General features: G+C 64.0%; 10 protein-coding genes. 5 read left to right on the top strand and 5 right to left on the bottom strand.

The window, feature by feature from the left end; genetic code table 11:
* The first annotated feature begins 26 nt into the window (after positions 1-26).
* The 4 genes from CKO23_RS17010 to CKO23_RS16995 all read left to right on the top strand — a co-directional run bounded on the left by CKO23_RS17010 (position 27) and on the right by CKO23_RS16995 (position 3,969).
* The gene (locus CKO23_RS17010; protein ID WP_200333015.1) at positions 27-2,393 is read left to right on the top strand and encodes a molybdopterin-containing oxidoreductase family protein; all 2,367 of its coding nucleotides are present in this window, start codon (positions 27-29) and stop codon (positions 2,391-2,393) included.
* Positions 2,384-2,866 (top strand): cyclic pyranopterin monophosphate synthase MoaC, encoded by a 483-nt coding sequence (gene moaC / locus CKO23_RS17005; RefSeq protein WP_200333014.1) that lies wholly within the window; start codon positions 2,384-2,386, stop codon positions 2,864-2,866. The genes CKO23_RS17010 and moaC overlap by 10 nt, the downstream gene beginning before the upstream one ends.
* Positions 2,867-2,952: 86 nt before the next feature.
* On the top strand, positions 2,953-3,576 hold the full coding sequence (locus CKO23_RS17000) for a hypothetical protein (RefSeq protein ID WP_242482512.1): 624 nt from the start codon (positions 2,953-2,955) through the stop codon (positions 3,574-3,576).
* Positions 3,577-3,696: 120 nt separating this feature from the next.
* Positions 3,697-3,969: a hypothetical protein gene (locus CKO23_RS16995; protein ID WP_200333013.1), complete on the top strand. Its 273-nt coding sequence runs from the start codon at positions 3,697-3,699 to the stop codon at positions 3,967-3,969.
* 272 nt (positions 3,970-4,241) lie between these two features.
* Here CKO23_RS16995 and CKO23_RS16990 read toward each other — a convergent pair whose 3' ends face one another.
* The 5 genes from CKO23_RS16990 to CKO23_RS16970 form a co-directional block, all read right to left on the bottom strand.
* A complete protein-coding gene (locus CKO23_RS16990) occupies positions 4,242-5,078 on the bottom strand; it encodes an SWIM zinc finger family protein (protein WP_200333012.1) in 837 nt (278 codons plus the stop codon).
* A gap of 3 nt (positions 5,079-5,081) precedes the next feature.
* Positions 5,082-8,225: a DEAD/DEAH box helicase gene (locus tag CKO23_RS16985; protein ID WP_242482511.1), complete on the bottom strand. Its 3,144-nt coding sequence runs from the start codon at positions 8,223-8,225 to the stop codon at positions 5,082-5,084.
* Between the two features lie 414 nt (positions 8,226-8,639).
* Positions 8,640-10,064: a ribonucleotide-diphosphate reductase subunit beta gene (locus tag CKO23_RS16980; RefSeq protein ID WP_200333035.1), complete on the bottom strand. Its 1,425-nt coding sequence runs from the start codon at positions 10,062-10,064 to the stop codon at positions 8,640-8,642.
* 606 nt (positions 10,065-10,670) lie between these two features.
* Positions 10,671-11,162, bottom strand: a complete 492-nt coding sequence (locus CKO23_RS16975; protein WP_200333011.1) for a hypothetical protein — start codon at positions 11,160-11,162, stop codon at positions 10,671-10,673.
* A 799-nt stretch (positions 11,163-11,961) separates the two neighbouring features.
* Positions 11,962-13,686, bottom strand: a complete 1,725-nt coding sequence (locus CKO23_RS16970; protein WP_200333010.1) for a potassium/proton antiporter — start codon at positions 13,684-13,686, stop codon at positions 11,962-11,964.
* Positions 13,687-14,180: 494 nt separating this feature from the next.
* Here CKO23_RS16970 and hcp point away from each other — a divergent pair, with 494 nt between their 5' ends.
* The gene (hcp, locus tag CKO23_RS16965; RefSeq protein ID WP_200333009.1) at positions 14,181-15,473 is read left to right on the top strand and encodes a hydroxylamine reductase; all 1,293 of its coding nucleotides are present in this window, start codon (positions 14,181-14,183) and stop codon (positions 15,471-15,473) included.
* Positions 15,474-15,942 lie beyond the last annotated feature (469 nt).

The following is a 15,942-nucleotide window of genomic DNA, read 5'->3' as shown; positions in this document are numbered from 1 at the left end:
GGGCGCAACTAACGAGGTCATCGAGCATGCCTGAGATTCGTGGTTACTGCCCGCTCTGCATCTCGCGCTGCGGTGCGATCTCGACGGTGGAGGCGGGCCGTCTGGTGAAGGTGCGTCCAGACCCGGAGCATCCGACGGGAGGGAGCTTCTGCGTCAAGGGGCGAGCGGCTCCCGAGTTGGTCCACAGCGACCAGCGGCTGCTCCATCCGCTGATGCGCACGCGCCCGAAGGGCGACGCGGACCCGGGCTGGCGGCGCGTCTCCTGGGACGAGGCGCTCGACTTCACCGCGGAGCGGATCCGCCAGAGCGCCGAGCACGCTGGCGCGGAGTCGGTCGTGTTCGGGGTCACGACGCCGAGCGGGACCGCAGTCGCGGACGCCTTTGGCTGGATTCATCGTCTGGCGCATGCCGTCGGAAGTCCCAATGTCCTTTTCGCGACAGAGAATTGCAACTGGCATAAGGACTTCGGGAGCGCCCTGACGTTTGGATCCAATATCGGCATCCCGGACTTCGATCACACGGGCTGCATGCTCTTTTGGGGCTTCAATCCGTCCACCTCCTGGCCCGCCTATGCGCGGGCAGCCACGGAGGCAAAACGTCGCGGCGCGCGGCTGATCGTGGTCGATCCCCGTCGGGCCGGGCTTGCGGGCTCCGCCGACCAATGGCTTGCGGTACGGCCAGGATCCGATCTGGTGCTGGCGCTCTCCATCGCCGGGGAGATGATCGAGAACGGTTGGTACGACCAGGACTTCATCGCACACTGGAGCAACGGTCCCTTGCTGGTGCGGTCCGATGATGGTCGCTTCATGGCGGCGGAGCGATCGACCCCACAGGGCGCACAGCGGGTCCTGATGGCCTGGGATGCGCGACGGCAGCGCACGGCCGCCTATGATCCGGTCCGCGGGGCCTACCTCGACGATCCCCCGGACAAGCCGTTGCTGCTCGGCGACGTCGTCTTGCGGGAGCAGGGCCGTGAGGTGCGTTGCCGTCCGGCCTTTCAGGTCTTCGCCGAGTGCTGCGCCCAGTATCCGCCCGAGCGTGCGGCGACCCTCAGCGGCGTGCCGGCGAGGCAGATTCGCGAGACCGCGCGGCTGCTGTACGAGTCGGGACCAGTGAGCTTTTTTCATTGGGCCGGGATCTGCCAGCAGGCAGAGGCGACCCAGAGCGGCCGTGCCATCGGCCTGCTGTGCGCGCTGACGGGCTCTTTCGGTGCGCCTGGCGGAAATGTGCGATTCGCCGTGCCGCCGCTCAACGACATCATGGGCTTCGACCTGCTGCCCCAGGATCGGCTCGGCAAGGCCCTGGGCCGAGAGGACCGACCGCTCGGCCCGTCCGCCAAGGGCTGGGTCACGAGCCGGGATTTCGCTCGCGCGGTGCTCGAGTCCGAGCCCTATCCGGTAAGGGGTCTGCTGAGCTTCGGCGCCAATCCGCTCCTCACCAAGCCGAATACGCCGACCCTTGATCCGGCGCTGCGCGCCCTGGATTTCTATGTCCATGCGGATATGTTCCTGAACCCGACGGCCCAGTATGCGGACCTGGTGCTACCGGTGGCCTCGCCCTGGGAGAGGGAGGGTTTGGCGGCCGGGTTCCAGCTGGGCGAGCGAGGCTCGCGCTGGCTGCAGCTGCGTCAGCCGGTGCTGCCGCCACAGGGCGAAAGTCGCTCGGATACCGCGATCGTCTTCGCGCTCGCCGACCGGCTTGGTCTGGGTGACAGGTTCTTTGACGCTGACCAACGGGCGGGACTGCGCCACCAGATCGCGCCAACCGGCATCGGGCTCGAGGCGTTGGAACAGCATCCCGAGGGGGTTCCGCTCCCGCTCGAGACGGCCTATCGACCCTATCTTCACGGCGGCTTCGACACCCCGACCAAGCGCATCGAGATCTATTCGGAGACGCTGCTCGACGCCGGTCTCGCGCCGATACCGGCGCCTGGGCCGGACCGCCTGCCGCTCAGTGATGCCTATCCGCTGCGCTTGACCACGGCGAAGTGGCCCTACTTCTGCCACAGTCAGCACCATGCCATGCCCTCGCTGCGCGGCAAGCTGCCCGAGCCGCTGGTCGAGTTGGGTCCGGAATTGGCCGAGCGCAAAGGGATCTCGGAAGGGGATTGGGTCAGGATCGAGTCAGCGCTCGGGTCGATGCGGGCGCGCGCGCGCATCACCGATAGGCTCGCGGTCGATACCCTCTGTGCGCAATACGGGTGGTGGGAATCCTGCCCGGAACTCGGTTTGCCGGACTACGCCATCGACCGCTTCAACTACAACGCGCTGATCGACGACGCACGTTTCGATCCTGCTAGCGGCTCCAACGCAATGCGCGGTTATCCCTGCTCGATCGCGCGCGTTGTCCCAGTTCCACCACCGGCTACTCAGGTGAATTCTGGATGTCACTAACCCACTTCACTCAGGCCGGCGACGCCCACATGGTGGATGTCGGCGGCAAGGCCGTGACACGCCGTCGCGCGGTGTCCGAGGGCTGGATCCGGATGGAGGCGGCAACCCTCGCGCTCATCGAACGGGGTGGGCACGGCAAGGGTGATGTACTCGGTGTCGCGCGCATCGCCGGTATCATGGGGGCGAAGCGGACCGCCGATCTGGTGCCGCTCTGTCATCCCTTGAGTCTGACCCGTGTCGCGATCGATCTGACGCTTCGCCCCGAGGATCTGGCGGTCCATTGTTGCGCGACGGTCGAAACCAATGGCCAGACCGGGGTCGAGATGGAGGCGCTTTGCGCCGTTCAGGTTAGCCTGTTGACCATCTATGACATGTGCAAGGCCGTCGATCGCGGCATGACGATGACGGACATCCGGCTCGTTGAAAAGGCTGGCGGAAAATCTGGCCACTGGCGGCTACGCGGCCAGACTTAGGTGAATTCTGGAAACGACTTTACCAAGACATCACACCCCTACGGTTAGGATCTTTTCCGGAAATCGTTGAAACGCGGAGTCTTGCCATGAATCCATTGAATTCGATCAAAGGTGTTTGGGTCGCCGGTCTGCTCCTCTCGGTCCTGCTTGCCATGATCGTCAATCTCTTCAGCGGTCAGGGACTGCTGGAGCTCAATGAGCTGGCCCTCCTGCGCTGGGCGCACATCGTCGCCGGCATCATCTGGGTCGGGCTGCTCTACTTCTTCAACTTCGTCCAGATGCCGGCGATTGCGGCGGCCACCGCCGATCAGGGCGGACCGGGGCCGGCCGCGATCGGCAAGTACATCCTGCCCAGGGCGCTGCTCTGGTTCCGCTGGGCGGCACTGGCCACCTGGTTGACCGGCGCCTGGTATCTGGTCCGCACCGACCAGTTGCTCTCCGCCTTCACGCTGGGTCTGAGTCGCGGCGGCGACGCGGCGTACGGACTGCCCATGGGAATCGGCGTCTGGCTGGGGACCATTCTGCTGATCAACGTCTGGCTCGTGCTGTGGCCGAATCAGAAGAAGGTCATGGGGATCGCGAAAACGGAAGGCGAGGCGGATCTCGCCAGGGCCAGGAAGACCATCGCCACCGTTGCGCGGATCAATGCCGTGCTCTCGATTCCAATGCTGATGTTCATGGTTGCGGCGGGCCATGGGGTGGCCTTGTGATCCGCCCAAGGCAGTTGGCGGCGCGATGTGCTCGCGGACCGAGGCTACCATCAACCGCGCGTGATTCTGGAGCTGTCCGCACGTGGCGTTGGGGTCGTCGTGCGTTTGAACCCAACGTCGATGCTCTTATGGGCACGCCCAGAGGATGCGCAGGTGTTCGATCCGGCGGCGGCGCGGTTGGAGATCGCGGCGCATCTGCGCGCCCAATCCAGCGACACGCTCACGCTCCCGGTGTGGTTACGCGCACCGAAGGACACCAGCGGACCGGGCTGGCTGCACGCGGCGCGTCTCCCGCCTGAGGCGGCGGAGGCGCCCGCCGGCGTTGCCGCCAAGCCGCCCAACGCAAGGGGCGAACCCCGCGCGAGGCCACGCTGTTTCTGGCCGGTTGGGTGATGGTGTTCACCACCGTGCCCCCGAGACGTTGGATGGACCCACGGTCTTGGCACTCTACCGCTGCAGGTGGCAAGTGGAGTTGCTGTTCTGGTGCTCAAGGTCGATCCGGCGGCTGGTGTGACCACAACTGATGTCTGGCGTCGGTTGGGCCTCCATCGCGGTAGGACGGCCAGTTACCCGGTCGCCCTTGCACAGATCCCCGCCTGCGGAGGGCAGTCCAGGTGCTTGAGGCTCTGCTGCGATGCTATAAACCTAGACCTGACCCCATCATCCTACAACCCCCCCTTGCTCTTCCCTCTCACCCTCCCATACAACTCCTCCATCACCTCCACAAACGAATTATCCCTCTCCCAGAACCCCGGAAAATCCCCCGCCTTTCTCACCAAGATCCCCGACACGACCGGCGGGGTGGCCGGCTCGATCTCGGTCGGCAGTCGCTTTCCGCCAATCCAGAAATCCCGATAGTTGGGTGCCGACTCGGCGCTTTTTGGTCGTGTGAAGAAGGACTCCGCCGGCTCCACTGGCTCCGCCCGCTCGTCCATCATCGACACCAGCGCCTTCCCCAGTGGCGTCTCGCTCAGCGCCCTGTGCAATCGCTCCCGCGACAGGCCCCTCAGTTCGAACAGCAGGAAGGGATCGCTATCCAGTTGTCCCGCCAGCCGGTAATAGACACCGGCGATGTGTTTGCAGGGGTTGGCGTAATCGGGGCAGGAGCAGTCGGTGAGGGCGAAGTCCTTGCGGCTCTGCGGCAGCAGGTTCAGCTGCATGCCGGCGAAGACCTGGTCGATGCGCTCGGGCATCTCGCCCATGAGCAGTTGCGAGACCAGGGCGGCGTTGCTGCCGAGCGTGGCGATGGCCTTGTCCCAGTCCTTATCCGGGATGGGGGCCAGGCGGATCTGGGTCTTGTATTGCGGCTCCTTGTAGACGCCGAAATAGGCATTGACGTTGCCCCGCACCGTGGCGCTCACCAATGCCTTCTCGATGTCGAAGCTCAGGATGCGGTTGTCGCCGCTGTAGCTGCGTCCGCGCTGCAGTCGCCCTCGGTCCATGCAGCCTTCCAGTGCGGCGATGAAGCGCTGTCCCCACCAAGTCTTGCCCTGTTGTGCCATCTGTCAGTCCACCACCGCGTCGCGATTGAGCCGGATGAGCGCCTTGAAGCGCTCGTTGTCGAGCTGGGCGAGCCAGGATTCGTCGTTGCCGACGATGGCGCCGGCGAGCGCCTGCTTGGCGCGGATCATCTCGTCGATGCGCTCTTCGAGCGTGCCCAGGGTGACCATCTTGTGCACGAAGACGGTCTTTTCCTGGCCGATACGGAAGGCGCGGTCGCTGGCTTGATCCTCCACCGCCGGGTTCCACCAGCGGTCGAAATGGAAGACGTGGTTGGCCTTGGTCAGGGTGATGCCGACGCCGCCGGCCTTGAGCGAGAGCACGAAGACGGAGGGCTCGGTCGCCGGATTCTGGAAGTCGGCGATCATCTCCTCGCGGCGCTTGCGCGAGGTGCCGCCGTGCAGATAGAAGCTGTTGAAGCGCCATTCCTGGCGCAGCAGCCGTTCGAGCGCGGCGCCGACCTCGGTGAACTGGCTGAAGATGAGTACGCTATCGCCCTCGGCCATGACCTCTTCCAACATTTCCTGGAGCCGTTGCAGCTTGTGCGAGCGTTCGGGGCTGAAGGGGCTGCCGTCCTGGAGGAACTGGGCCGGGTGGTTGCAGATCTGCTTGAGCCGCATGAGGGTGGAGAGCATGAGCCCCTGGCGTTCGATGCCCTCCTTTTCCTCTAGGTCGCGTTCGACCTCGCGCACCACGCCCTCGTAGAGCGCCGCCTGCTCTTTGCCGAGGTTGCAATACTGGATGGCCTCGATCTTGTCCGGCAGGTCGCGGATGATCGCCTTGTCGGTCTTGAGCCGGCGCAGGATGAAGGGCTCGACCAGGCGCTTGAGGGTCGCGGTCTGGACCGGATCCTGGTCGCGCTGCACCGGCAGCTCGAAGCGCTTGCGAAAGCGCGCCTGGGTGTCGAGATAACCGGGATTGAGAAAGTGGAGGATCGACCAGAGGTCCATCAGTCGGTTCTCGACCGGGGTGCCGGTCAGGGCGAGCCGGTGGGTGGCGTGCAGCTTGCCGATGGCCTTGGTCTGGGCCGCCTTGGGGTTCTTGATGTTCTGAGCCTCGTCGAGCACCACCCGGTGCCAGTCGCGCGCGGCGAGCATCGGCTGATCGCGCCGCGCCAGGGCGTAGGAGGTGACGACCAGCGCCTTGCCCGCCACCGCCTGCTTGAAGCTCTTGGCGTCAGCGGCGCGTCCGCTGCCGTGATGAATCAGCACCGGCAGTTGCGGGGCGAAGCGCTCGACCTCCTTCTGCCAGTTGCCGATGACCGAGGTCGGGGCGATCAGCAGGGTCGGGCCGGGCGCTTCGCCGTCCGCGCGCTCCTGGAGCAGTCTGGCGATGACCTGGATCGTCTTGCCGAGACCCATGTCGTCGGCCAGGCAGCCGTTGAGCCCCAGGCGCTCCAGGAGCCCGATCCAGCCGACGCCGCGCTTCTGGTAGTCGCGCAGCTCGGCGTTCAGGTCGGGGAGGTCGGCGATCGGCTCCAGGCGGCTGCGGTCGCGCAGCCCTTCGAGCATCTCGGCCAGGGCGTCGTCGCGGTCGACCTCGAAGAGATCATCCGTGGCGGTGCGCTGCAGTAGCGACTGGAGATCCATCTCGGCGGTCTCCTGACCGTGCTCGCGCCAGAAGGCGAGCATCTCCTGCATCTGGTCGCGGTCCAGCTCGACCCATTGGCCACGGAAGCGCACCAATGGGGTTTTGGCGTCGACCAGGCGCTGCCACTCGTCCTCGCTCACCGTCTCGTCGCCGATGGCGAGCTGGTAGCGGTATTGGATCAGGTTGTCGAGGCTGAGGATGCCGGTCCCGGCGGCGCTGCCCGACGCCTTCTCGTGCTGCGGGTTGGAACGCAGCCGGATGCGTACCCGACGGCGTCCCTTGGGTGTCCACCAGGCAGGGACGATGACCTTGAAGCCGGCATCCTCCAGGATCCAGGCATCCTCCTTGAGGAAGCGGAAGGCGGTGTCCAGGTCGAGCGTCACGGACTGGGGCGTGGCGGTGTCGAGTCCCGCCCAGAGACTGGGCAGCATGCGGGCGGCGAGTCCCAGGTCGAGTAGCGCCTGAGTCTCGAAGTCGGCGCCGAGCTGGCGGTGTGCCTGCTTACGCTCGGCGGCGGACAGCGACCAATAGTCCGCGAGCGGCAGACGTTGGGAGGGATCGTCCTTGGGCACGGCGACGAATTCGAGCGTCCAGGTGTCCTCCGACTCGTCCAGCGGCTCGATCAGCCGGAAGCCGAGCGTGAAGGTGGCATCGCGCCCGCTGCCGAGGATACGCTGACGCCACTGGCGCCATTCACGGTAGCGGTCCAGTCCGGCGCCGGGCGCCGGCCAGGGACTCGGTGCCGACATCGGCGTGAGACAGGCGTCGAGCAGCGTGCGCTCGAGCTTCTTACGGACAGTCGCGGGCAAGGCGAGCCCGCGCAGTAGAGCATCGAGTAGCACCTCGCTGACATGGCGCAGCAGCGACTCGGGTTCGGCCAAGCCTTCCATGCCCGCCGCGCAGGCCGCCGGCATGCGCTCGGCGGCATCGACGATGAGCCGCTCGTAGTCCTCGGAGGTCCACTCCCAGGCGCCATGGATCTCGTAGGGCGGTGCCTTGCGCTTGCCCTTGGGCGTCGGCGGCTGGCGGTAGACCAAGGCTGGCAGATACTGGTCGCGCACCAGCAGGCGCTTGAGGTTCTGCGTCAGCCAATACCAGAAGAGAAAGTCGCTCCCCGGCTCCAGCCCCTCGGCCTGATAGAAGGCGAGGAAATGGATGTCGGAGAGCTGCTTGATGGGGCGGTCGAGTCGGTAGCACTCGACCTCCCAGGGCTGGATGGTGGCCGGCTCGGTGTCGATCGGCTCAGGCCAGGACTTGGCGAGCTGTGGCGAGGGCAGGGGGGCGTCCGCGGCGCTCGGCAGCCAGAGGCGGAGGGAACTCAGCAGAGGCTTGACCCGCGCGGACCGGGGCGCCAGGCCCAGCGCGTCCAGCAGCTCGGGCCAGGCATCGTCAGGCAATTGGAAGGGATGGGACGTCCTACCATGGGCGTGCCCGGCGCGTGGCGTTGGCACTGTCTCGACCCAGAGCCAGAGTGCACCGCTCCGCGGAAAGGCGTCGCCGGGCTCGGGACGCCAGACGACATGCAAGACCTTCATCGTATCGAAACCCATGTTGATCATGATGGGCGTGATCCTGTCGATCACCGCTGCGCAACGGGCATCTTAAGGTCGAAGACACCGCTCAACCAGGCGTGCCCGTTCGCGCAGGCTTCTCCGTTTGCGCCCGATAGGCCTCCGTCGCCGTGCGAATCCTGCGCACCAGCACGCTGCCGATCACGGTGGTGATCCCAATGGAGGATGTTGCTGCTGGCGGTGATGAGGGCGTTGAGCCGCGTGGCGGAGACCGCTGACTCCGGCTGAAACCGTCGCGCGTCACACCCTGAAAGCTGCCGCTCGGAGTGCCCTTTTGGAGTTGGATGTCCAGCCGCGTGGGAGTCGCGGCTGAGGATGCGCCAACGCCAGCAATCGCTGGCTACAACTCAGATCCCGAGCCGCCACAATCCGGCGGCGAGATCCTCACCGCGCCCGAGCGCATCAGTCCCAATTCAAGGCTCCGCCCGTCTGATATTCCGTGACGCGCGTTTCGAAGAAGTTCTTCTCCTTCTTGAGATCCAAGACCTCGGACATCCATGGGAAGGGATTACTGACGCCAGGATATTGCTCGGGCAGACCGATCTGAGCGCAGCGCCGGTTGGCGATGAACTGGAGATACTCCTCGAACATGGGGGCGTTGAGACCGAGCACGCCGCGCGGCATGGTGTCGTGCGCGTAGTGGGACTCGAGGGTGACGGCGTCGCGAATCATATCGATCAGCTCCTGCTTGAAGGCCGGGGTCCAGAGCTGAGGATTCTCGATCTTGATCTGATTGATGACGTCGATGCCAAAGTTCATGTGCATGGACTCATCGCGCAGGATGTACTGAAACTGCTCGGCCGTGCCGGTCATCTTGTTGCGCCGCCCCATGCTCAGGACCTGCACGAAGCCGACATAGAAGAAGATGCCCTCGAAGATGACATAGAAGGCGACCAGCTCGCGCAGCAGTTTTTGGTCGTTCTCAAGCGTGCCCGTGGCGAAGTGCGGGTCGGCCAGGAAGCGGGTGTAGGGCAGTGCCCATTCCGCCTTGCGCGCGACGGCGGGCACCTCGCGGTACATATTGAAGATTTCGCCTTCATCCAGCCCCAGGCTCTCGACCACGTACTGATAGGCGTGGGTGTGCAGCGCCTCCTCGAAGGCCTGGCGCAGCAGATACTGCCGACACTCGGGGTTGGTGATGTGGCGATAGACGGCCAGGACCAGGTTGTTTGCGACCAGGGAATCGGCCGTCGAGAAGAAGCCGAGATTGCGCTTGATGATGGTGCGCTCGTCCTCGGTGAGCCCATTGGGATCCTTCCAGAGGGCGATGTCCGCATTCATGTTGATCTCTTGCGGCATCCAATGGTTGGCGCAGGCGTCCAGATATTTCTGCCAGGCCCAGTCGTACTTGAAGGGGACGAGCTGATTGAGGTCGGCGTGGCAGTTGATGATCCTCTTGTCATCCACGCGCACCCGTCCCGCGCCCATCTCGAGGTTTTCCAGTCCAGTCGCACCGCCTGGCGCGGCGTTCGTGAGCGCGTGCGCTGTCGTCGTCGCCGATGCGGCGGTCGCCACGCGAGGACCTGGGATCGAGGTGTCTTCGATCGGCAGGCTGTCTTGCCCGGTTGCGGACGCGGCAAAGGGGTCGGGGTCCACTACGGGCGCGGCGCCGGCCGTCGCCATGAGGGATTCATTGCCGACCAATCCCTGTCCAGGCCGAACATGGCTCTCGGTCTGGTGGGGCCGGATCCGCTGTGTCGATTCCAGAGGCGCGGCGTCCAGCGCCGCGGGAGACACGTCCGCGAAATGATCTGGTACAGGCTCGCTCGCTGCGTGGTGCCTTGTGCCGTGGCTCGCGGCCGCGAGAGGGTCGTCCCAGTTCAGCATCATGATGTCCTCGAAGTGTGGTTGCTCAGGCTGTGGTTGCTGGCGTCGCTCATCCTTGGGTCCAGTCGTCTTCTGTAGGGTGGACAAGCGCAGCGCAGTCCACCAACGACGGCGCGGGATTCGGTGGACTTCGCTTTCACTCGTCCACCCTACCGGTCCAACTGACGACCAAGGCCAGACTGCTCGGGCGTGGGATTTCTCGGGTGGCTTCGGTGCATCGCTCGGATACCGCGGCACGACCCATCCGTCACGCTTTGGAGTCTATGGCATTGAAGGCCGAAGTCCAAGCCCGGAGGCACAACATATTGTGCGCAACCCGTCAAAAGGGCGCTTTATCTGGTGTTTTGACGCCCGCCAGTCGGTGGTGGAGACGGGGGCGGTGGAGCGCTGCTCCTGCGTGGCGGCGTCGCCAAGGTCAGTGGCGCGAGCTAGGAGCTTTGTCCGACATAGGATGAATCGGCTGCGGAATCGAAAAACATCCTGCGATCTGGGCGAGCTCGCTCTCTGGGTGCGATCGAGCGGCATCCGGCGGAGCCGTTGTGTGGCTGATGTGGTGGCGAGCGACCGGCGCCGTCTGGGACGGTGCCGGTCGACCGCCGCAGTCGATCAAGCGGCGCTGGAGGATGGGCCGCTGTGCTCGACCCAAAGACGGCGATTGCCGCCGCAACTGCGCTGGCTGCGGCCGATGTCCTGGACTTTGTTGGCGAAGGCGGGGTTCGCCTCTGGGCCATAACGCAGCCTCTGGCGTGCCGGCAGGTAGGCGGCGATGAGTCGATACAGCTCTGAGGCGGCCTGCTTGGCCTCGTCGAACGGCAAGTGATCGAAGCAGATCATGGTCGGCTTGACCCGCAGGTAGGACTCTTCCAGCGCAAACCGATCGAAGATGGCGCGCGCGTCCCGTTCGAGCGCCGCGAAGTTGGCTCTCAACTTGGCGTCGCAACTGGGAGGCAGGGTCACGAAGTCCCAGAGGACATCCGCTGTAGCGTCTCCGCTGCGCACGACCACGTAGGGCATCTGGGTTGCTTGGCAGGTATTGAACCAGTCGGTATCTGTGAAGCTGTCTTTGGCGTCGACTAGATCGAAGGGCGCGTCTGACATGGGCTTTCTCTTCTTGGTTGTTCCCTGAGGAATTGGATTGGTGATCTCTGCGTCAGATCCGAGCCGTTCGCGATCCGACAGTTTCATGACCGAAGCCGTGTGTGATCCAACCAGGTTTGCGACTCGAGTGAAATCGCAATCGAACAAGGTCGTGATCCATCAAGCAATACAGCAACCCGACGATGAGGTTCGCTTGTATCAACACCGGAACAGATTCGGGAATCGTCTTGGGTATAAGCATGAACCCAATCACCCTGTCTGTCGATAATGGATGTCCCTTATATGCCAAAAAAAATGTTGCTCCTGGCAACGGGTTTCTTGGCTTAGTCCTTTTAAAACAGATGCCTAAGAGCCTGTCCTTCTCTTCTTCTCTACGTGTATGTGTCCTCTTGACAACAGTTGTCCGGCGGCCTCTAGTTACTGCGGGAAGGTGCGGAATTTACGGCGAATACTTGTCGGTCTTATTTCACTTCAATTCAGGTTTTCATCGTCTTCACGGGCATCCATGCGTGAGTGATTGGCCCATGAAGGCGTGAATGTGATGAATGCGTCTGAAGAGAATAGTCGGCCGTCAGCAAACCGAACACGCATCTGTTCTCATATCGCTGTCCGTCCTTCTGCCATTCAGCCCTTGGATGAACCTGTGGTTGGCTTTTGGAGTCGCTCAGCCCCTAATCGAAAAGAGGCTGTAAGCGATAGAATTTATTGGGGATAAGAGGCGGTGCGTGGCGTCTCATGGGGGCTCGCCTGAATGGGCGTGTCCGCGCGAATCGGGGCTCGCCCGATCCTGCGGTCGTCATCATTTCGTGTGAGGTAGCTTGAGACCGACCTTGGTGACGACGTCTTCGTCGACTTCGCGGACGACCAGCTCGATGCTCCCGAGCTGCACGCGATCCCCGACGACGGGATGCGTATAGAGGCCGCGCCGGATGAGGGTGTCGAGCGTGAGGTCCGGCTCAGCCTCAGAGAGGTTCACGCCGTAGACCGCGCAGATGCCGGCCAGATTGGCATCGCCGTTGAGTACGAACTCGCCAAAGAAGGCGAGATCGGAGAGGTGCTCCGACACCGGGCCTGGGATGAAGAGGCGGTCGAGTTCGGGCAGGTCCTTGGGCTCGGCGATGAGATAGAGATAGTCGCCCGGTCTGGGATCGAGCGGGTCCAGGCTGTCCACGAGATGCTTGTCGCGCACGATAGCGACCGGACGCGCGTTCGCTGGCAGGTGAGGCCCGGTTCGGTGTTCCGTCACGATGGGCGCGTTGTCCGCGAGGTGGTAGCCGACCAGCTCCAGCTCCTGCAGGCCCGGGATGTCCAGCTCGACGCGTTGCACCACATGGCTGGTCGGCGGGACTTCCAACTGCAGGACGCGGGCGAGCGAGGTCACCGTCCAGCCCTGGATCAGCAGCGACACCAGGACGACGAAGAAGACGATGTTGAAGTACATCTGCGCCTGGTCGAGCCCCGCCAGCAGCGGGAAGAGGGCGAGGATGATGGGCACGGCGCCACGCAGGCCCACCCAGCCGACGAACACCTGCTCGCGCCAGGGGAAGCGGAAGGGGAGCAGGCAGAACCAGACGGCGAAAGGACGCGCGAGCAGGATGAGGACAGCGGCAAAGAGCAGGGCATCCAGCGCCACAGGAAGGAGTTCCGAGGGTGTGACCAGGAGTCCGAGCATCAAGAACATCCCGATCTGCGCCAGGCGTGCAATTCCGTCGTGGAAGCGTTTGATTTCGATGCGAAACTGCAGTCGCCGGTTGCCGATGACGAGGCCGGCCAGATAGATGGCAAGGAAGCCGCTGCCGTCCAGCACCGCCGTGATGCCAAAGAGGCTGAGCCCGCCGGCCATGACGGCGAGCGGGTAGAGCCCGGGCGACATCTCCAGGCGGTTGATCAGCCAAACCAGGCCGAATCCGCCGGCGATGCCGATCGCGGCGCCCAGGCCCATCTGACGGAGGAACTCCGTGAAGAGCACGAAACCTGGGTTGCCGCCGTCGCTGAGCACGAGTTCGATCAGTACGATGGTGAGGAAGACGGCCATGGGGTCGTTGCTGCCGGATTCGATCTCGAGCGTTGCACCGACGCGCTGCTTGAGTTCCAGCCCCTGGGAGCGCAGGACGGAGAAGACCGCCGCGGCATCGGTCGATCCGACGATGGCGCCGAGCAGCAGCCCCTCCAGCCAGCTCAGTCCCAGCCACCAAGCGGCGAAGAGGCCCGTGATGGAGGCGGTGATGGCGACCCCGACAGTCGCCAGCCCGAGCGCTGGCCTGAGACCGACGCGGAAGTCCTTGTAGGGCGTCACCAGCCCGCCGTCGAACAGGATGATGGCGAGCGCGAGGCTACCGAAGAGGTGGGCGAGCTGGACGTCGTCGAACTGGATGCCGCCGGGTCCGTCGGCGCCGAGCAGCATGCCGATGACCAGGAAGACCAGGAGCAGAGGCGCCCCGAGCCGGCTGGTCAGGACGCTCGCAAGTACGCTGACCAGGAGCACCACCGAGCCGATGAGGATGATTTGATTGGTCAGCTCCATGCCGGAGGCTCTCCCTGTGAAAACATGGGCTAGTGTGGGGTTCCTGAGGGATTGATGCCACTTGGGTCAGGGCCGTTCACCAAAGGACGCAGCGCTTGAGCGATCACGGGAAGAGCTCCGATGCCGCGTTTCGATCGGAGTCGTTCCTGGTCTGCTCCAAGCTGGCCGAGCGACCGCCGGGGGCGGTTCCTTTGGATCGGCTGGCCCTGTGGTCGGCAGCGCGAGTATAGCGCGATTGACCCCTTTGCTTGGGGCCTGGTCGTCGCCGGATCCGCCGGCAGGGTCCGCGCCGATCGATGCCCCGTTTTCGTCATGGACGTTCAGCGGGTCCTCACCAACCGGCAAGAGCGCCGCCTCGCGGGCCTTGACCTCAGTCAAGGCCCGCGCGACACAACCACGGGACACTGGCCGTCGTGCACCGACCCGCGGCCAGGGCAAGAGGCTCCTCCCGCGGTCCCCTCCGACGGTTCTATCGTCCTAATTCTGAGGTCACCATGTTCTGCAATCAGTGTGAGCAAACCTTTCGCCAGACCGCCTGTGTCAACTCCCCGGGCGTCTGCGGGAAGGATGCCGACGTTCAGTCGCTCCAAGAAACCCTCTTGTACGGGCTCAAAGGCATGGCTGCCTATGCCCACCATGCGCGGCGCATGGGCAAGTACGACGACCGGGTATCGGCCTTCATCGAAGAGGCCCTGTTCGCCACCATGACCAACGTGAATTTCGACGTCGAGAGCTTGCTGCAATACTGCCTCAAGTGCGGCGAAATGAACCTGCGCGTCATGGAGTTGCTCGATGAAGGGCATGTCGAGACTTTCGGCAGGCCTGCGCCGACCAAGGTCAAGGAGGGCATGCAGGCGGGGCCGGGGATCCTGGTGACGGGCCACGACCTGGTCGACCTCTGGAATCTGCTCCAGCAGGTCGAGGGGACCGACATCAAGGTCTACACCCACGGCGAGATGCTTCCCGCGCACATGTATCCCAAGCTGCGCGACCATCCCAATCTGGCCGGCCACTATGGCGGCGCCTGGCAGAATCAGAAAAAAGAGTTCGCCGTCTTCCCCGGCCCCGTCGTCGGCACCACCAACTGCGTGCTCATCCCGCCGGAGAGCTACAAGGGCCGACTCTTCACCATGCGCGCCACGGCGGTACCAGGCGGCCAGTGTCTACTTGATGACGACTTCACACCGGTTATCGAAGAGGCTCGTAAGTGCGAGCCCTGCAAGGAGGAGATCCTGGGCGAGTCGACCATCGGCTTTCATCGCAGCGTGCTCCTCGATCAGGCCCAGACTATCGTGGATGCAGTCAAGGCCGGAAAGATCAGCCACTTCTTCGTCATCGGCGGCTGCGACGGCGCCGAGAAGGGCCGCAACTACTTCACTGAATACGCCCAGAGCACCCCGGCCGATTCCTTCATCCTGACACTGGGTTGCGGCAAGTTCCGCATCCGCGATCATGACTTCGGCGAGCACCTCGGGCTGCCACGTCTGATGGACATGGGGCAGTGCAACGACGCCTATGGCGCCATCGCGGTGGCGGTCGCCCTGGCCAAGGCCTTCGACTGCGGCGTGAACGATCTGCCGCTGACGCTGGTCATCAGCTGGTTCGAGCAGAAGGCGGTCGCCGTGCTGCTGACGCTGCTGAGCCTCGGCGTCAAGGGCATTACACTCGGCCCGGCGGCACCTGCGTTCGTGAGCCCCAACGTCTTCAAGATCTTGCAGGAGAGATTTGATCTACGCCTCACCGGCGACGATCCCCAGGGGGATCTGCGCGTCGCCATGGGAGCCTGAGTATCGAGGTCGGTTGGATTGATCGGGTTCGGGTGTGGCCAAGCCGCATCCGAACAGGTTTTCGAGATTTCTGGTTGAAGCTACTGATATAAATTGTCTTTGTACGCTTTCACTCGGGGCGTGATTTTTCGTAATCAATGACTTGCACCGATAATCCGACAACCTGCTTAAGCTGGCGTCAACTGCCCCGCGGCCGCGCGCGCAGGCCCCGGTTAGCCATCTGGCGCACATTCCGCAGGCATGATGCCTGCCGATGAGTATTTTTTCGCTGCAGATAGCCCCATGTGATCGGTTTTCGGCAGCGTCATTGACGCTTCCGACTGTCTTTCTTAGAAGATGGCTGAACACCGCCATCCGAGTCCGTGACACTCGGCGGCTCGCGAGCCGGGCTGGAAAGGCTCCCCGCCTTTTTCAAGGGGAGAAAACCGATGGCCCATCCGTTCGCAGCACTGATCGACGCGCACACGCA

Source organism: Thiocystis violacea, from assembly GCF_016583565.1.
Taxonomy (GTDB): Bacteria; Pseudomonadota; Gammaproteobacteria; order Chromatiales; family Chromatiaceae; genus Thiorhodococcus; species Thiorhodococcus violaceus_A.
The sequence above is the reverse complement of the archived record's forward strand: the minus strand, read 5'-3'. Positions and strand labels throughout refer to the sequence as shown.